Below are 18,455 nucleotides of genomic sequence, written 5' to 3' on the forward strand. Positions count from 1 at the left end.
GGGCAAGGCAGTAAAGGGGGGATATGACACGCTTGGCTTCCTATTACGCGGCCGGCATGCAGGTCGAGGAGGGCTCGCTCCAGGTGCCGTTGGATTGGACGGGCCACACTCCGGGCGCCGATTTGGGTCCAGGCCCCAGGATCGGCGTCTTCTATCGTGTGCTGACCGACCCCGAGCGCACTCACGAGGACCTGCCGCTCCTGGTGTACCTCCAAGGAGGTCCTGGTGCCCCCGCCCCCCGCCCGCTGAGCCAAGACGACGACCCGTGGATCGGCGCGGCCCTCAAACGCTTCCGCGTGGTCCTGCCCGACCAGCGGGGGACCGGCCGCTCCAGTCCGGTGGACGCCAGCTCATTCGCCGCGCTTGGCGGACCGGAGGAACAAGCGGCATACCTGCGCTTGTTCCTGGCCGACTCGATCGTGCGCGACTTCGAGCACATGCGCCTGACCGAGTTTGGCGGTCGGCGCTGGGTGTCGCTCGGCCAGTCCTATGGCGGTTTCCTGACGCTGGCCTATCTCTCGGCCTTCCCCCAGGGCTTGGCGGCCTGCTTCACCACAGGCGGGATACCGCATGTGCCTGCGTCGGCGCGCGAGGTCTACGAGCACACCTTCCCGCGCATGGCGGCCAAAAGCCGGGAGTTCTACGAGCGTTATCCGCAGGACGTCGAACGGGTGGCGGCTATCGCGGACCGGCTGGCTGACGGTGGCGTGACCCTGCCCAGCGGCGACCCGCTCACGGTCGAGCGCTTCCAGACCCTGGGCGCCGACTTAGGCAAGAAGCCGGCCTTCGAGCGTCTCCACTGGCTCCTGGACACGGCCTTCCCCGACGGTGACGGCAGCCTATCCGCAGCTCGTTCGGCCCGCCTGTCTGACACCTTCCTGGCGGGCGTGGAAGAGGCCACTGCCTCAACCCCGCTCTACTGGCCATTGCAGGAGTTCATTTACGCGGACGGCGAGTGCGGGCCGGTCGGATGGGCCGCCCAGCAGGTGCGCGACCAGAGCCCGGAATTCGGGGTCGGCGCTCGCCCCCTCTTGTTCACAGGCGAGGCCATCTTCCCCTGGATGTTCGAACAGGAACGGGCGCTGCGCCCCTTCCGCCAGGCGGTCCAGCTGCTGATGGGGGAGGGCTCCTGGCCGAGGGTGTATGACGCCGCTCAGTTGGAGGTCAACGAGGTGCCTCTCCAGGCGGCGGTCTACTACAACGACATGTATGTGGACCGTGAGCTTCAGCTGGACACCCTTTCACGGCTGGGTAATTCGCACGCCTGGATCACTAGCGAGTACGAGCACGACGGCCTGCACCAGTCCGGCATGTTCAGCAAGCTGTTGCGGCTGGCCTTGGAGCGTGGCGACTTGGAAGGCGTGCTGTAGGCCTCGACGGGCGCTCCTGCGCCGGCGCGTTAGGATTGGACGGGTATGAACGACTGGAGGGCGCGCGGATCAGGCGGGCCCGTTGAGAGCTGAGGGATGGATATGGCAAGCTCGAACGTGACGATTGGTTTCATCGGTTATGGCAACATGGCCCAGGCCATCGCCCAGGGGTTGGTCGGCGCCGGCGTGATTGATGGCTCGCAGGTCGTGGCGACCACCCCGCATTTCGGCAGCCTGCAGGCAGCGGCCGAGCGCATCGGCGCCCGTCCGGTGCGCACCGCCGCTGAGGTGGTGCAAGCTTCGGATATTGTCGTCGTGGCGGTCAAACCCAAGCAGGTGGAGGACGCGCTGGCCCCGATCGTCGACGACCTGGACGAGGATGGCCGCTTCGTGCTCTCGATTGTGGGCGGCTACACCTACTCCTGGTATCAGGACGTGCTCAAGGCCGACACCCACTTGATTTGCGCAGTGCCGAACACGCCGATAGCCGTGGGTAAGGGCATTCTAGCCACTGAGACCACCCATAGCCTGACCGCCGAACAGTACCGGACGTTCAAGGATGTGTTCGGGCCAGTGGCCTTGATCGAGGAGGTGCCCACCGATCAGCTGGGCATCGCCACGACCGTTGCCGGTTGCGCGCCCGCCTTCACCGCCATGTACATGGAGGCTCTGGCCGACGCCGGCGTTAAGCATGGCCTTTCCCGCCTGTCCGCTTACCGGCTGGCCGCCCAGATGGTGGAGGGGACCGGCGCCCTCTACCTGGCCACCGGCACCAATCCCGGCGCCATGAAAGACCAGGTCACCTCGCCTGGCGGCACCACCATCAAAGGCGTGGCCGCCTTGGAGAAGGACGGTTTCCGGGGCGCGGTCATCGATGCCGTGGACGCCATCGAAGGCGAATAAGCCGAAACCCGCCCGCCGTGCCCCGTATAAGTCATATGTGCGAATAGACTGGGAGTCATGTCTCTTACCATCGGAATCGTCGGCCTGCCCAATGTGGGCAAGTCCACGCTCTTTAACGCCCTGACCCGTAACAACGTGCTGGCGGAGAACTACCCCTTCGCCACCATCGAGCCCAACACCGGCATCGTGCCCCTGCCCGACGCCCGCCTGCCCAAGCTGGCCGAACTGGTGCATTCCAATAAAATCGTGCCCGCGACCGTTACGTTCGTGGACATCGCCGGCATCGTCAAGGGGGCCTCAGAGGGCGAGGGCCTGGGTAACCAGTTCCTGGCCAACATCCGCGAGGCGGACGCCATCTGCGAGGTCGTGCGCGCCTTCGAGGACGACGACATCGTGCACGTCAACGGCCATGTGGACCCGTCCGACGACATCGAGACCATCAACACCGAGCTCGTCCTGGCCGACATGCAGACCATCGAGAACGCCCTGCCCAAGCTGGAGAAGGACCTGCGCGGCGGCAAGATCGAGCAGTCCTACCTGGACGCGGTCAAGCACGCCCAGCAGATCCTAGGCGAGGGCGAGACCATCGACCACGCGGCCGCCGCCGGCAAGATCGACAAGGCCGACATCTACGATTTGCATCTGATGACCGCCAAGCCCTTCATCTACGTGTTCAACCTGGACGACGACGAGTTGCAGAACACGGACATGCAGGCCAAGCTGGCGGCTTCAGTGGCTCCGGCCCAGGCCATCTTCCTCAACGCCCAGTTCGAGGCCGACCTGACCGAGCTGGACGAGGCCGACGCCCGCGAAATGCTGACCGACGCCGGCCTCAAGGAGTCCGGCCTGGATCAGCTGGCCCGTGTGGGCTTCGACGTGCTGGGCCTGCAGACCTTCCTGACCGCCGGTGAGAAGGAAGTGCGCGCCTGGCAGATCCACCAAGGTTGGACAGCCCCCCAGGCCGCTGGCGTCATCCACTCCGACTTCGAAAAGGGCTTCATCAAAGCCGACATCGTCTCCTACGACGACTTCGTGGCCGCAGAGGGCTCGATGTCCGCGATCAAGGAGGAAGGCAAGCTGCGCCAAGAGGGCCGTGATTACGTGATGCAGCCTGGCGACATCGTCGAATTCAAGTTCAATGTGTGAGGTGAGGGGTGCGAACTTCACACTCCGAACCAAAAGGGGTAGGCCCCGTTGTCGGCGTCGCCGGTAGCGGGGCCTACCCTTATGCGGATGCCAGTCTGCCTGCTCACTGTCCGATCAAGGAGATGCGCTGGAAGGGGTGGGCGGCCGATTCGGCCTCGTCGACTAAACCAATCGCGTAGTCGGCGTAGGAGATGGAGGATTCGCCGCGTTCGTTGGTGGAGTATTCCTCGCCCCGCAGGAGGTACTTGCCGGTGCGCGGGCCGTCGGCCCGGAAGTCGGCCGCCGGGCTCAGGTAGGTCCAGGTCACGTCCGAGCGCAGGCGCAGCTGCTCCAGGCTCTGGCTCATGATCTTGGCCAGCGGGTAGGCCTCGCGCGGGAAGTCGGGGGTGTCCTTGAGCTCCTGGGTGTGCTCTGGATTGAGGTAGAGGCTGCCTGCCCCACCCACCACCAGCAGGCGGGTGGACAAGCCCGTCAGCGCATCGCACAAGTGCTTGAGCGAGGTCATGTGCTCAGGCAGGTCCTCTAGTTTGAAAACACCGAAGGCATCCACAACCACGCCGAAAGGTTTCAAGTCGGCCGCGGTCAGGTCAAACAGATCCTGGCGCAGGGTGTGCTGGGCCTCGGTCGTATTCTTGTGACGCACCAGCGCTGTCACGTTGATGCCGCGCCTTACGGCCTCGTGTACAATCGCCGAACCCGCCTTACCGTTCGCCGCTACCACTGCCATGTTCAAATCGCTCATAACCCTTCATCTTCCTTCTAGGGCGGATGCCTCTGGCTTGCCCGTCGTCTGCCTACACGCACTACCGTACAACCTTGCTGCCGGACCTGCCGTCGACTCACCGCCGCGAACTCGTCCTCCGCGGGGCGTGGCCGCCGCCCTGTCGCTTACAGGGCCATGCCCACAGCGAAACCGCCTGCGACTGCCAGCAGGGGAGCGATCATCGAGGTGAGCAGAGAGAGGCCGGCCTGCCCAAACCGGTGGGTCCGTGTCAGGGACAGGGTGTCTGCAATCGCGGTGGAGAAGGTGGAAAAGCCACCCAACAGGCCGGTGGCGAGCAGGAGGTGGGCGGTCGGGTCGAGCAGGAGCCGGGAGCTGAACGCGGCAACCAGGCCGGCGAAGCAGGAGGCGATCAGGTTGATGACCAGTGTGGACCAGGGGAAGGGGCCGTGGCTCGAGCGCTTGATGGCCGTGTCGAGCAGGTAGCGGGCGCCGGCGCCCACGCCGCCACCTAGGCAGACCAGCAGAACCGTCATTGTCGGACCTGACGCCATGCCGCCAGTCGCGATCCGCAGCGGCCTCCGACCCAGGCCAGGCCCAGGCCAGCGGCGAACGTGGCCAGTAGGTAAAGGGCCGCGGACCAGAAATGGAGGTCGCGGCCGGTGGTGAAGACCTCCACCATCAACGTGGACATGGTGGACAGCCCGCCGCACACCCCCATGCCCAAGGTTCTGCTGATTCGCTCACGCCGTCGCTCACCAATCCATGGGGCGCCGGCCAGGTATGAGCTGAGCAGGCAGTAAGCCAGGCAGGCCAGCATATTGGCCGCGAACGTGCCGGTGTAGAAATACCAGGAGAATGAGCGTAAGCCGCCCAGGGCGTAACGCAGGCCGGTTCCCGCCGCCCCTCCCGCCGCCACCAGCAGCAGGCTGGAGGCATGGAAGGAGGAGGGCGAGAAGGGCTTGTCGGTCGTGCTTGTCATGCTCTCCCTTCCGTTGCCGTCGCCTATCATGCTAGTCCGTGGCGTCAGGCCCGGTCATCGCCCTCGCCGACCGTGGCGGGCGCCTTGTTCTCCGGGTCCAGGGTCAGGCGGTCGTCATCCGCGTCGTAGTCGAAGAGTTCGCCGTAGCGGCCCCAGCTGATCGCGGTCTCGAACTGCTGGACGGCCTCCTTGTCAGAGTGGTGGGAGCGCAGGAGGTCCAGGATCAGCGAACCATGCAAGGTCTTGCTCTCCGAATTCTTCAAGGCGCGGTCGATCACGCGTACCAGCGGCACATGCTCCAGAATCATCGAGGAGAACATCTCCTTGGCCTGCAAGATGTCCGCATGCTGCCAGTCGCGGCCCAGCTTGGTCAGGCTCACATGGCCGTTGTCGGCGTCGAAGATGCCCAGCAGGAGCCCTGCGTCGATCAATGGGAAGAGGTCGTCCACTTCGAAGTTGAGCTTGGCCGCCAGGTCCGCCATGTCGATGCCGTCAGGATGCTCGGACATTACGTCGACCAGGCCGGCGAGCCCGCCGGGGGTGGCGTCGGGCAAGACCTTTTTGCCCATCTCTTCCTCGCGCACCGAGTTATTGATCGCCTCCTTGTCGCGGACCTTGGACTGGAGCTTGCGCCGTATGTCGCCTTTGTCGGAGCGGCCGGTCAGCACGGCGTAGAGGTAGTCGACCGTGGTCTGGAACTCGTCGGACTGCTTGTCACGAGGACGGGGCAGCGTAATCGGCACCTCGGCGATGATATGGCCCGGGTGGGAGCCCAGTACGACGACCCGGTCGGCCATCTGCACGGCCTCCTCGATGTTGTGGGTCACCATGAGAACCGACTTGATCGAGTCGGACTCGGAGGACCAGACCTTCAGGACCTCCTGGCGCAGGTTCTCCGCGGTCAGCACGTCGAGGGCGGAGAAGGGCTCGTCCATGAAGAGCGCGTCGGGCTTCAAGACCAGGGCGCGCGCGATGCCAACCCGCTGGCGCATGCCGCCCGAGAGCTCCTTGGGGTAGGCGCTTTCGAAGCCGTCCAGGCCGATTGAGTCGATTGCGGCCAGGGCCAGCTTCTTGCGGGTGTCTCTGGGCACGCCCCGGGCTTGCAAGCCCAGCTCCACGTTGGCCTCGACGGTCAGCCAAGGCATCAGGGCGAAGGACTGGAAGACCAGGGCCACGCCCGGGTTGGGGCCGTCCAGTTCGTGTCCCCGGTAGGTCACCGAACCTGAGCTGGCCGGGATCAGTCCCGCCAGGATGCGCAGGAAGGTGGACTTGCCCGCGCCGGAGCGGCCCAGGATGGCTACGACTTCCCCCTCGTGCAGGGTGAAGGACATATCGTCTAGGACCTTGAGCTCATTGCCCTGGTCGGACTCGAACTCCTTATTGACATGACGGGCTTCGATGATGTTGGTTATTTTCTCCATAATGGTGCTCCCTGCAAGTTCTCATCGGGAATTCAGTCAATATGTCTGTGCGGCTCGTCCGCGTGGGTCGGAGCGCTCAAGTCGCGCGGCTGGCGGCGGCTGCCTGGCTTAGGTGATGGCGTAGCGGCGCTGAGCCAGAGCCTGGATAGGGGACCAGCAGACCTTGTTCAGGGCGACCACGAAAACGCTCATGACGGCTACGCCGGCGATGATCCTGGGGGTGTCGCCCACCGCGGTGGCTTCGGCTACGTAAGAGCCCACGCCGGTGGCGGTCAGGGTGTGCTTGGCATAGGAGACCACTTCCGAGACGATTGAGGCGTTCCAGGCGCCGCCGGACGCGGTGATGCCTCCGGTGCACCAGGAGTTGAAGACCCCAGGAAGGATCAGGGTCTTCCAGCGCTGCCAGGCTGGCTGGCGCAAGGAGCGTGACATCTCCCGCAGGTCATCGGGGATGGCCGAGGCGCCGGCGATAACGTTGAACAGGATGTACCACTGGGTGCCTAGGGCCATCAGCAGGATGGACCCCCAGTTGATGTCGATATGCCAGGCCAGGAACCACATGGTCACGAAGGGGAAGATGAAGTTGGCGGGGAAGGAGGCGCAGATCTGCACCACTGGCTGCAGGATGCGGGAGAGCTTGGGGTTCAAGCCGATCATGGCCCCGATTGGCACCCAAATGGCTGAGCTCACGATAATCAGCAGGGTCACTCTGAGCATGGTGAGGAAGCCCAGGACGAAGACGTGGCCCACCTCCGAGAAGCCTAAGGCCGGTACGACCAGCTGGTAGAGCTTGAACAGGCCCCATGCGCCGAGGAGACCGAGGACCACGGCATACAGGCCATTGGAGAACAGGGTCCGCCTCCGGTACTGCCCTGTTGACCAGTGGCCTCCCGTGACCCCCAGCGGACGGGTCAGACGGTCCAGGAATCCGCTGATGGGGCGGCCGATCCGGCCCAGCAGGTCGCTGATCCCTGATAGGCGCAGGACGGTCAGGACGATGCTGCGCTTGGGCTCGGTCGATTCGCTGTCGGCCATGCGGAACTTCTCCGCCCAAGCGGTCAACGGCTTCCACAGGAGGAAGTCGATCAGGAGCACCACCACGACCATCGTCACGATCGCCAAGCCCACCTTTCCCAGCTCCTTCTGGCCGGCGGCCTCCTCTACGTAGGAGCCGATGCCGGGCAGGGCCATAGTGCGGTTATTGACCGAAATCATTTCGGAAGCGGTCAGGAAGAACCAGCCCCCGCCCACGCTCATCATGCAGTTCCAAAGCATGGGGATCATCGAATAAGGCACGTCCAGCTTCCAGAACCGCTGCCATCGGGTCAGCCGCAGGGAACGCGCCGCCTCGTCCAGCTCGGTGGGCTCGTTCAGCAATGAACCGTAGAAGGAGAAGGTCATGTTCCAAGCCTGCGAGGTGAAGATGGCGAAAATCGAGGCCGCCTCCACGCCCATGATCGAACCGGGGAAGAGCACCAGCCAGATGGAGATCGTGGCGGATAGGAAACCCAGGATGGGTACGGACTGAAGGATGTCGAGCAAGGGCATCAGGATCGCGCGCGCCCGCTTGCTCCTGGCAGCCGCCAGCCCGTATATGTAGGAGAAGACCAGGGAGACGAACAGGGCGAGGAACATGCGCAGGACCGAGCGCATGGCGTAATAGGGCAGGTACTTGGCGTCGGTGGAGATGTGCTCGGGGATGCCCTGGGGGCCTATGGGCGCGCCTAGAGCGGGCAGGAGGTATCCCAACGCGCCAAAGAAGGCCAGTACGCCGATGGCGACGAGGACGCTGGAGACCAGGCGGCTTCGACGGGAAGCCTGGCTGCGCTCAGTCGGAGCGGAGGACAGGCCGCGGATGGGATTGGTAAACGGAGTCATAAGCAGTCTCTTTCTCGTTCCTGTACGGCCTCACGCGACAACCGACCGGCTAAGCTCGCCCAGCCCTTAGGCGGCTCGCTGCTACCGGTAGGCCAGGTGCGGGGGAAGAGGGAAGCGCGATAAGGCTTGCGGTTGATACGGACGAATGCAAGCGCTGGTGCCGACTGATGCCGCCATGCGGCCATTACTGTGATGCGGAACGTCGTCCATACGCCTCGCCTCCTTTCCGATGCTGACTGCCTGACGTCTGCGTAGGCTCTTGAGGACGGCATAGGAGGTGGGGCTTTAAGCTCCTTGAGACTCCGGTCGTTCAAGCTTCGGCTTCGCATGGCGTTCGGGATTGCGTTAGTCCCCGCCTTGATTCGACGGGGACTGCTGACCAGCGCGGAGTGTCTCCATTCCTTTGCGGCAGCAACCCATGTCCATGTGGTAGCTTCGCCTACCGACTGCACCCCTAAGATAAAGGTCCTGGCTAGGCTTGTCAAATCGTCGTCCGCAGGGTGTAAGGGCGGTCTGCAGGGGCGGCAGGTCTGCGCCTGAGCGGACAATGGTGCCTGGTACGGGCGGCTGGGCGGATTGCCTGACGGGCCCGCTGGCAGCGTTTTCAGTCCTATTGCGCATAAGGAGGCCCGGCATGAAAGCCGTCGCAATTACCGCCAACCCTGAGCCGAGGAGCCTGACCGAGGCGATGGGCAACGCCTTCCTGGACGGTGCGGCTGAGGCTGGCGCCGACACTGATTTAATCGATCTTTACGCTGAGGGCTTCAATCCGGTCTATTCGATGGAGGACCGCCTGCACTACCTGGACCAGGGTCCCCTGCCTGCTGATGTGGCGGCCATGCAGAACCGGATAGCGGACGCCGATGTGCTGGCTTTTGTTTTTCCCATCTACTGGTTCTCCCTGCCTGCGCTGATGAAGGGCTTCTTCGACCGGGTGCTTTGCCGCCGGTTCGCCTACCATGCGGACGGTACGCCTGGGGCCTTGGCAGGCAAGAAGGTCAGGCTGATCATGCTGTGCGGGGGAGAGGAGGCCCGCTTCCGTTCCGACGGGGTGGACGCGGCGATCGACACCCAGCTGGTCCAGCGCACGCTGAACGGCTACTGCGGTGTGGACGACATCGAGAAGGTCTATATCGACCGCTTGACCAGCGGTGACGATGACCCGCAGGTGCGTGAGGAAATCAAGCATCGTTTGATTCGTGTCACCCTGATGGGGCGGAAGCTGGCTGTGGAAGGCGGGGCGTCCAAGGTCGGCGAGCGGGCATGAGGCCGCTGAAGGTCGGTTTTGTCTTCGACGACAGCCTGGACGCGTTCGACGGCGTGCAGCAGCACATTCTGACCCTGGGGCGTGAACTGGAGCGCCGGGGCCACGAGGTCCATTACTTAGTGGGGCAGACCGAGCATCCACCGGTCAGGCATGTGCATCCGCTGAGCCGAAATGTGCAGGTCTCCTTTAACGGCAACCGTATGCGTATCCCTCTGTTGGCCCCGGGCGATGCCATTCGCCGTGCCCTGGCGGCGGGCCCCTTCGACATCCTCCATGTCCAGGCCCCATACAGCCCCTTGCTTGCGGGTCGGGTGTTGGAGCGGGCCGACCCAAGGACCGGTTTGGTGGCCACTTACCACATCGCGGTGGATACTCGGGTCCAGCTGGCGGCTGGCAAAGCCCTGGGGGCCATCAACAGCCGCAGCCACCGCTTGATTGACGAGGTCATCGCGGTCTCGCAGGTCGCGGCCCGCTATGCCCAGCTGACCGCTGGCGTGCGAGGGGTCGTCATACCTAATCCGGTGGACGTGACAGGCCTGCAGGAGCGGGGAAGGTCCGTGGGACGCGAGCGGGTGGAGCGCCTGCATGGCCAAGGGCCGCACTTGGTCTTCCTGGGGCGGTTCGTGCCACGCAAGGGGGCGAGGGCCCTGCTGGACGCCCTGGCCTGGGGCGAGGCCGCCGAAGTCTTTCCCCCCGGGCTGCACGTCACGATGGCCGGTAAAGGCCCCCTGCTGGAGGAATGCCGACGGCGGGCAGAGGAGCTCAGGACCCCGGTGGAGTTCCCCGGATTCATCGAGGAAGGAGACAAACCGGCCCTGCTGGCTTCAGCTGACCTGGCGGTCTTCCCTTCGACCGGCGGGGAATCCTTCGGCATTGTCCTGCTGGAGGCCATCGCCTCCGGGGCAGCGCTCTCCTTGGCCGGTGACAACCCGGGATATCGTTCCACGCTCCTGGATGACGAGGACGCCTTGGTGCCGGTCGGCGACGAGGGTGGTCAACCGGGCCGGGCCCTGGCCGAGCGCATTGCCCGGGCCCTCGCCGAACCCGCCTGGTCCGAGGCCTTGGCCCGGCGCGAACGTGGCCTGCTGAAACGCTACGACGTCAAGACCGTGGCCGCCCAGGTCGAGGGGGTCTATGCCCGGGCCCTGGCGGACCGGGGGAGGGACTGAAGACGCCGGTGCCCCGCTTTCGGAAAGGACGTCGCCTGCATGTAAGCTTGGCGTATGTCCTTCTTTGATATGTTCGGCGCCATGTTCGACCCCGATCGGGACCCTCGGTCTCGCCGGCCGGGCCGCTCGGACGATGATTTCGTCATCCTTAACGTCGAGGAGGACGGTCGCTCCGGTCCGCGAGAGGGGTCAGGCGGTCGGCGGGGGCCAGGCGGCCCTGGCATGCCTCGCATGCCCCGTCTGAATCGCAGGCCCTCTTCGGGCCCAGGCCTGAGCCGGGGGTCGAAGATCACGATGGTCGCGGTCGGGGTGGTTGTGGCCTTGGTCATTCTCCTGTTCGCCACCGCCCGCTTCATCACCGATTTGATGTGGTACTCCCAGTTGGGTGCCGCCCGAGTGATTTGGACCCAGCTGGGGGTTAAAGTCGGCCTCTGGCTGGCCTACGCCCTGGTCCTGGCCTTGGTCACCCTGTGCTCCGCCGCCTTGGCCATCCGAGCCAGGCCAGACTCGCCGGACGGTTCCACGATCCGCATCAAGGGCGACCTGATCGAAGTGGGCCACGGGGTCTCCTCTAAGCGGGCCCGCAGGATCGCCGGGCTGGTCTCCCTCGCCGTGGGCGTAATCTTCGGCTTCCAATTCAATGCCGACTGGACCCAGGTCTTGCTCCTGTTCAGCCGCCAGTCCTTCGGCGCAACCGACCCCCAGTTCGGCCTGGACAACGGCTTCTATGTCTTCACCCTGCCTGGCTTGGAGCTCCTGGCCTCCGCCCTCTTGCTGATCGTCGTGCTGGCGGGTTTGTTCTCGCTGATCACCCACTTCCTGATGGGTGGCGTGCGCCTCACCATGCCGGTGCATGGGCGCGGAATCGTCGAGATGACCCGCAAGGCCCGCCACCAGCTGGCTGCCTGGCTGATCCTGATTATGCTGGTCTGGGCCGGCAATATAGCCCTGGGCGTTTTCGACCGCCTGACCGAGCAGGGCGACCAGGCGGCGGGCGCCTCCCAGATTACCGGCGCCTCTTACACCTCGGTCAACGCCAACATCCCCGTCACCTTGATCATGGCCGTACTGGTGGCTTTGGTCGGCATCATCCTGGGAGTGTGGCTGTTGACGGCCAAGACCTTGGGAGAGGGCCGTTCCTCCGCCAACTCGGCGGGTCAGGCCCTTAAGCAGTGGCGCCTGCCGGCCACAGCCATCGGCGCGCTAGTGGTCGCGGCGATCCTACTGACCGGCGTGTGGCCGATGGTGGTCCAGCGCTTCCGGGTGAGCCCCAACGCCCAGGAGATGGAATCCAAGTTCATCCAGCGCAACATCGCCGCCACCTCTGAGGCTTATGGGCTCAAACGGCTGAAGACCCAACAGTACCAAGCCACCACCCAGGTGCGTCCGGGAGCACTGGCTCAGGACGCCGACACCACAGCCCAGATCCGCCTCTTGGACCCGCAGGTGGTGTCGCCCACCTTCCGGCAACTCCAGCAGTCCAAGCAGTATTACACCTTCGAGGACACCCTCGCCGTCGACAAATATGAGATCGACGGGGTCAGCCAAGACACAGTGATCGGAGCCCGCGAGCTCGACCTGGAGGGCAACGACAACCGCAACTGGGTCAATGACCACACGGTCTTCACCCACGGCTACGGGGTTGTGGCCGCTTACGGCAATAAGCTCACCGCCGATGGCCAGCCCGAATTCTTCGAGCAAGACATCCCCACCCATGGCAAGCTGACTGATCAGGAGCACTACGAGCCCCGGATATACTTCTCACCCAACGCGCCCGAATACTCAATCGTCGGCTCGCCTAACGGCAGCAGGACCAAGGGTTGGGAGTTCGATTATCCGACGGGTTCCAACGGCGCCACGAACACCTTCACCGGCAACGGCGGCCCCTCGGTGGGCAATTTCATGACCCGTTTGCTCTACTCGATCCGCTTCGGCTCCGACCAGATTCTCTTCTCCGACCGGGTGACCCCCTCCTCGCAAATCCTGTACGACCGCAGTCCCAAGGAGCGCGTGGCCAAGGTGGCTCCCTACCTGACCCTGGACGGGCGCGTCTACCCGGCTGTGGTCGGCGGGCGGGTCAAGTGGATCGTGGACGGCTACACCACCTCCGACATGTACCCATACTCGCAAAAGGTGGACCTGGGCCCCATCACCCAGGACACCACGACCCTGAGCTCCCAGGCTGTCAAGGGCCTGGGCTCCCAGAACGCCAACTACATACGCAATTCGGTCAAGGCCACCGTCGACGCCTACGACGGGTCGGTGGACTTGTACGCATGGGATGCCAAAGACCCGGTCCTGAAGGCCTGGCAGAAAATCTTCCCCAGTCAATACAAGCCCTTGAACGAGATTTCAGGCGACCTGATGAGCCACATGCGCTACCCGGAGAGTCTGTTCAAGGTCCAGCGCCAGCTTCTCTCCCAGTACCATGTAAACCAGGCCAGCCAGTACTTCTCCGGCGAGGACTTCTGGCAGACCCCTGTGGACCCGACTGGGACGGATGACGAACAAAGGAACGGCGTCAAGCAGCCGCCCTACTACCTGACCATGCAGACCCCCGGTACCTCATCGCCCACCTTCTCCCTGACCTCCACCTACATTCCTGCCGGCACATCCACGAGGGAGATTCTGACCGGTTTCCTGTCGGTGGACTCGGACGCAGGTCGGCAGCGGGGGCGGATCGGCCCTGATTACGGGACCTTGCGCCTCCTGGAGCTGCCCAAGAACTCGAATGTTCCAGGCCCGGGCCAGGCCCAGAACAACTTCAACTCGGACGCGGCGATTTCCACCGAGCTGAACCTCCTGCAATCAGGCTCGACCAAGGTTAAGCGCGGCAACCTGCTGACCTTGCCGGTGGGCAACGGCCTCATCTACATCCAGCCGGTTTATGTGCAGTCCTCGGGCGCCACCTCGTTCCCCTTGCTCAAGCGGGTGCTGGTGGCCTTCGGAGATAAGGTCAGCTCGGCGGCGACCCTGGACGCGGCTTTGGATAAGACCTTCAAAGGCAACTCCGGCGCCTCGGCCGGCGACGCGGCCAATGCCGGCAAGGACGACAGCCAGTCCAGTCCCGACGGCGGCACCGGTCAGAACCAGGAGCAACCAGGCCAGCAATCCCAGCAGCCTCAGCAGGGTTCGCCCAAGCAGGGCGCTGGTGGCTCCCAGGCGCTCCAGCAATCCCTGTCGGACGCCGACCAAGCGATGAAGGACTCCGACGCCGCCCTGAAGAACGGCGACTTCAGCGCCTATGGCGAAGCCCAGAACCGGCTCAAGGAGGCCCTGAACAAGGCTTTGGAAGCTGAGAAGCAGGGATGAAGCCGGCCGGCGCAGGTCAGGCAAGCTGTGTACAATGCTCAAGGTTCGCAGTACCTCGAACGGAAGTGAGCGCGCATGGCTTCGCAATTCTGGCTGGTCGCCGGCCTGGGTAATCCAGGCTCCAAATACAAGGGGACCCGTCACAACATGGGCTTCATGTGCGCCGATGTGCTGGCCGAGCGCTGGTCCGTCCCCTTTACTGACCACAAGGGTTTGGCCCAACTGGGCAAAGGGGTCATGCGCTTGGACGGGCAGGCGGTGAAGTTCTTCCTGGCCAAGCCGCTGACCTTCATGAACGATTCGGGCGACGCAGTTTCCTCGATCGCCTCCTACTACGACATAGTCCCAGAGCGGATAGTCGTCATTCACGACGACATGGACTTGGACTTCGGCCGCATCAAGGTCAAAGCCGGCGGTTCAGCCGGCGGTCATAACGGCATTCGTTCCATCGACCGGTCCCTGGGGACCAACGCCTATGCGCGCGTGCGTCTTGGCGTCGGCCACGCCCAGCGGGGGCCCGGAGCCCACGAACGCACGGTCGACTGGGTCCTGGGGCGATTCTCCCCGGCGCAGCGCAGCCTTTTGGATGACTTCCTGGCTGATGGGGCTGATGCGGTGGAGACGGTCATGGCCCAGGGCGTGGCCCAGGCTCAGGAGCGCTTCAATGGCCGATGATCGCTCCCAGCGGTTGGATGGCTCCCTGGCCCCCCTATTGGAGGTCTTGCGTGCCGACCCCGCATTCGACCATCTGGCTGGCGGCCGGATTGAAACCGGAGAGGAGCGCCCCGATGGGAGCATCGTCCTCCAGGCGCCGTCGGGGATTCGTCCAGCCCTGGCGGCTGCGGCAGCGGGGTCTTCCACCGTCATCGTCGTCGTGCCTTCCGGCCGAGACGCTGAAGAAATGGCATCCGCCCTGCGCTCCTGGTACCCGGGTGACGCTCGTGATATCGCGCTCCTGCAGGCTTGGGAGACCTTGCCCCACGAAAGGCTCTCCCCTCGGGCCGATACGGTGGCCGGCCGCATGGCCGTCTTCCGCCGCCTGGCCCACCCCCAGGAGGATGACGAGCTTTTCGGCCATATCCGCATCCTAGTCATGCCAGTGCGCTCCCTGATCCAACCGGTGGTTCAGGGCCTGGGCGAGGTGGAACCCCTGGTCTTCCGAACGGAGCGTGATTTGCCCCTGGATGAAGCCGCCAGCCGTCTCCAGCGCGCCGCCTACACGCGGGCGGACCTGGTCATGAACCGCGGCGAGTACGCGGTGCGCGGCGGCATCCTTGACGTTTTCGTCCCCACCGCCGCTCATCCGGCGCGCATCGAGTACTTTGGCGATACGGTCGATTCAATTCATTCCTTCCACGCCTCCGACCAGCGCACCTACGGGGACGACCTGGGGCAGGTCTGGGCCACCCCCTGCCGGGAGCTGGAGTTGACCGACCAAGTCCGTCAGCGCGCCGCGTCCCTCAAGGGGCGCATCCCCAACGCGGACGACATGCTGGAATCCATCGCCGAGGGCATCCCGGTGGAGGGTATGGAATCCCTGCTGCCGGCCCTGGTGGACCAGCTGGCCACGGTCGAATCACTCCTGCCACGCCGGGCCGTCGTTTTCCTGTCCGACCCTGAGCTCCTGCGCCGATCGGCCCAAGACCTGGCTAAGACCGCCAACGAGTTCCTGGCCGCCTCCTGGCACGTGGCCGCCTCCGGCCATGGCGCCGGCGCTCCGATCTGCTTCGACCAGGCTTCCTTCATCGACTACGACGAGGCGGTCGCTTCCTTGGGCTCTGGTGCGCGGCAGCTCATCGCCCTCACCGACTTCAACGCCGACTCGGTCGTGGGTGAGGGCGAATCCCTGTCCGCGCAGGCGCCGCAGGAGTTCCGCGGTGATGAGGACAAGGCTCGTTCAGGCATCGAGGGCCTGTTGAAGACCGGCGATCGTGTGGTGGTCACCGCCGCCGGGCAAGGGACCTTGAGCCGCCTGAAGCGGGCGGTCGAGGCGACCGGTGCCGCCGGCGTGGACTATGTGCGCTCCCTTGCCACGGACGGTTTCGTCGATGGCGCAGCCCACCTGGCCCTGCTGACCGAGCGGGATTTGACCGGTCGTTCCTCGGTGGTCGCGCCCCCTAAGTCAGCCAAGCGTCGAGGCAAGGCCATTGACTTGACCGAGCTCAAGCCCGGCGACTATGTGGTCCATGAAGCCCACGGCATCGGTCGCTTCCTGGGTATGCGCCAGCGGCAGGTAGGGCTCAAAGCAAGCAAGGGCACCCGCGAGTACCTGGTCCTGGAGTACGCGCCATCCAAGCGCGGCGGCCCTGCTGACAAGCTTTTCGTGCCAGCCGACCAGCTGGACCAGGTCAGCAAGTATATAGGCTCGGAGGCCCCCAAGCTCAACAAGCTCGGCGGTTCGGACTGGGCGCAGACCAAGGCCAAGGCCAAGAAGCATGTCCACGAGATCGCCGATGACCTGGTCAAGCTCTATTCGGCCCGCCAGCGGACCCATGGTTTTGCCTTCAGTCCAGACACCCCCTGGCAGAAGGAGCTGGAGGACGCCTTCCCCTACCAGGAGACCCCGGACCAGCTGACCGCCATCGATGAGGTCAAGCGGGACATGGAGCGGCCAGTGCCTATGGACCGGCTGATTTGCGGGGATGTAGGCTTCGGTAAGACCGAGATCGCGATACGGGCCGCGTTCAAAGCCGTTCAGGACGCCAAGCAGGTGGTTGTGCTGGTGCCCACCACTCTGCTGGTCCAGCAGCACTATCAGACCTTCACCGAGCGCTTCGAGGGCTTCCCGGTCACCGTGGCGCAGATGAGCCGCTTCCAGAGCCCGAAAGAGAACAAGGAGGCTATGGCGGGCCTGGCTGACGGCACTGTGGACGTGGTGATCGGCACCCACAAGCTCCTGAATCCGAAGATCCGCTTCAAGGACCTTGGGCTGATGATCATCGACGAGGAGCAGCGTTTCGGCGTCGAAGACAAGGAGACCTTGAAGGCCATCCGCACGAACGTGGACGTGCTCTCACTGTCAGCCACGCCGATTCCCAGGACTTTGGAAATGGCGGTGACCGGCATCCGGGAGATGTCCACCCTGGTCACACCGCCCGAGGACCGTCTGCCGGTCCTGACCTACGTGGGCGCCTACGAGGACGCGCAGGTGACGGCCGCGATCCGGCGCGAACTCCTACGCGGAGGCCAGGTCTTCTACGTCCATAACCGTGTGGAGGACATCGCGAAGGTCTCGGCCAAGGTCCATGAGTTAGTGCCCGAGGCCCGGGTGGCCGTGGCCCACGGCAAAATGGGGGAGAAGCAGCTGGACGCGGTCATCCGGGACTTCTGGCGCCGGGACGTGGACGTGCTGGTATGCACGACGATCGTTGAGACCGGTCTGGACATCCCTAATGCGAACACGCTTCTGGTGGACCGGGCGGACCGTTTCGGCTTGAGTCAGCTCCACCAGCTGCGCGGGCGCGTGGGGCGCGGGCGGGAGCGCGCTTACGCCTACTTCCTGTATGATCCGGCCAAGCCGATGACACAGGCCGCTCACGACCGCCTGACCACGATCGCTCAGAACACGGCCCTGGGATCGGGCTACGACGTGGCCATGAAGGACCTGGAGCTGCGCGGCACGGGCAACCTGCTGGGTTCAGAGCAGTCCGGCCACATCGAGGGCGTGGGCTTCGACCTGTATGTGCGCATGGTCTCCCAGGCCGTCGATGAGTATAAGGAGCCTGAACGTGCAGAACCGGTCTCGGTCTCGATCGATCTGCCGCTGGAGGCTTCGATACCCACTGACTACATCGACTCGGACAAACTGCGGCTGGAGGCATACCGTAAGCTGGCTTCCGCCCAGGACGAGCAGGATTTGCAAGACCTGTATGAGGAGTTGAGCGACCGTTACGGCCCCCCGCCCACCGAGTTCGAGACCCTGTTCGCGGTGGCCCGCTTGCGCTCCAAGGCCCGGGCCCTGGGCATCAGTGAGATCAACGGTCAGTCCTCGCGTGTGCGCGTCAGCAAGCTTGACATGCCCGAATCCCTTCAGATGCGCATCTCCCGTCTCTACAAGGGCTCGCGCTACCATGCGGTCACACATGTCCTCCAAGTACCCGCTCCGTTCGCTGGCGGCCTGGGCGCTAAACCCATGGATTCGGAGCAGATCTTGGAGTGGACCGACCGCCTCCTCGATGACTTGGCCTATAAGCATGAGCCTAAAACGCAAGCGTCAGAAGCATTGTGAGCGCTCACACGTTTTCCTTGCCCCTCGTCCATCAAAGGCACTAACCTGGAAGTGTCAA

Annotated in this window: 13 protein-coding genes and 1 riboswitch; of the genes, 8 read left to right on the forward strand and 5 right to left on the reverse strand. The window is 64.4% G+C overall.

Going from position 1 to position 18,455, the window contains the following annotated elements; all coding sequences use genetic code 11:
• Positions 1 to 23 precede the first annotated feature (23 nt).
• The 3 genes from AB656_RS01340 (at position 24) to ychF (ending at position 3,419) form a co-directional block, all read left to right on the forward strand.
• A complete protein-coding gene (locus tag AB656_RS01340; protein WP_033503278.1) occupies positions 24 to 1,370 on the forward strand; it encodes an alpha/beta fold hydrolase in 1,347 nt (448 codons plus the stop codon).
• 102 nt (positions 1,371 to 1,472) lie between these two features.
• Entirely contained in the window at positions 1,473 to 2,273 is an 801-nt protein-coding gene (gene proC / locus AB656_RS01345; protein WP_033503280.1) for a pyrroline-5-carboxylate reductase, read from the forward strand.
• A gap of 57 nt (positions 2,274 to 2,330) precedes the next feature.
• Positions 2,331 to 3,419 carry a redox-regulated ATPase YchF gene (gene ychF, locus AB656_RS01350; protein WP_033503284.1) on the forward strand — a complete coding sequence of 363 codons (1,089 nt, stop codon included), beginning with the start codon at positions 2,331 to 2,333 and terminating at the stop codon, positions 3,417 to 3,419.
• 103 nt (positions 3,420 to 3,522) lie between these two features.
• On the opposite strand, the gene AB656_RS01355 is transcribed toward ychF, so the two are convergent.
• The 5 genes from AB656_RS01355 to AB656_RS01375 form a co-directional block, all read right to left on the reverse strand.
• A complete protein-coding gene (locus tag AB656_RS01355) occupies positions 3,523 to 4,161 on the reverse strand; it encodes an NAD(P)-dependent oxidoreductase (RefSeq protein WP_144418905.1) in 639 nt (212 codons plus the stop codon).
• Between the two features lie 146 nt (positions 4,162 to 4,307).
• The gene (locus tag AB656_RS01360; RefSeq protein ID WP_033503286.1) at positions 4,308 to 4,676 is read right to left on the reverse strand and encodes a fluoride efflux transporter FluC; all 369 of its coding nucleotides are present in this window, start codon (positions 4,674 to 4,676) and stop codon (positions 4,308 to 4,310) included.
• Positions 4,673 to 5,122 (reverse strand): fluoride efflux transporter FluC, encoded by a 450-nt coding sequence (locus AB656_RS01365; RefSeq protein WP_051905229.1) that lies wholly within the window; start codon positions 5,120 to 5,122, stop codon positions 4,673 to 4,675. Before AB656_RS01365 ends, AB656_RS01360 begins: the two co-directional genes overlap by 4 nt.
• A 44-nt stretch (positions 5,123 to 5,166) precedes the next feature.
• Positions 5,167 to 6,543 carry an ABC transporter ATP-binding protein gene (locus tag AB656_RS01370; protein WP_051905230.1) on the reverse strand — a complete coding sequence of 459 codons (1,377 nt, stop codon included), beginning with the start codon at positions 6,541 to 6,543 and terminating at the stop codon, positions 5,167 to 5,169.
• Positions 6,544 to 6,651: 108 nt separating this feature from the next.
• Positions 6,652 to 8,421, reverse strand: a complete 1,770-nt coding sequence (locus AB656_RS01375; protein WP_033503288.1) for an ABC transporter permease — start codon at positions 8,419 to 8,421, stop codon at positions 6,652 to 6,654.
• 294 nt (positions 8,422 to 8,715) lie between these two features.
• A riboswitch (M-box (ykoK) riboswitch) is annotated at positions 8,716 to 8,875 on the reverse strand.
• Between the two features lie 180 nt (positions 8,876 to 9,055).
• On the opposite strand from AB656_RS01375, the gene AB656_RS01380 reads away from it, so the two are divergent.
• The 5 genes from AB656_RS01380 to mfd all read left to right on the forward strand — a co-directional run bounded on the left by AB656_RS01380 (position 9,056) and on the right by mfd (position 18,397).
• Positions 9,056 to 9,688 (forward strand): NAD(P)H-dependent oxidoreductase, encoded by a 633-nt coding sequence (locus AB656_RS01380; RefSeq protein WP_033503289.1) that lies wholly within the window; start codon positions 9,056 to 9,058, stop codon positions 9,686 to 9,688.
• The gene (locus AB656_RS01385) at positions 9,685 to 10,857 is read left to right on the forward strand and encodes a glycosyltransferase family 4 protein (protein ID WP_033503291.1); all 1,173 of its coding nucleotides are present in this window, start codon (positions 9,685 to 9,687) and stop codon (positions 10,855 to 10,857) included. The genes AB656_RS01380 and AB656_RS01385 overlap by 4 nt, the downstream gene beginning before the upstream one ends.
• 54 nt (positions 10,858 to 10,911) lie before the next feature.
• A complete protein-coding gene (locus tag AB656_RS01390; protein ID WP_033503292.1) occupies positions 10,912 to 14,169 on the forward strand; it encodes a UPF0182 family membrane protein in 3,258 nt (1,085 codons plus the stop codon).
• Between the two features lie 75 nt (positions 14,170 to 14,244).
• The gene (gene pth / locus AB656_RS01395; RefSeq protein ID WP_033503293.1) at positions 14,245 to 14,844 is read left to right on the forward strand and encodes an aminoacyl-tRNA hydrolase; all 600 of its coding nucleotides are present in this window, start codon (positions 14,245 to 14,247) and stop codon (positions 14,842 to 14,844) included.
• Positions 14,834 to 18,397, forward strand: coding sequence for a transcription-repair coupling factor (gene mfd / locus AB656_RS01400; protein WP_033503294.1), 3,564 nt, complete (start codon positions 14,834 to 14,836; stop codon positions 18,395 to 18,397). The genes pth and mfd overlap by 11 nt, the downstream gene beginning before the upstream one ends.
• The last annotated feature ends 58 nt before the right edge of the window (positions 18,398 to 18,455 follow it).

The sequence above is a fragment of the Bifidobacterium actinocoloniiforme DSM 22766 genome, assembly GCF_001263395.1.
Taxonomy (GTDB): domain Bacteria; phylum Actinomycetota; class Actinomycetes; order Actinomycetales; family Bifidobacteriaceae; genus Bombiscardovia; species Bombiscardovia actinocoloniiformis.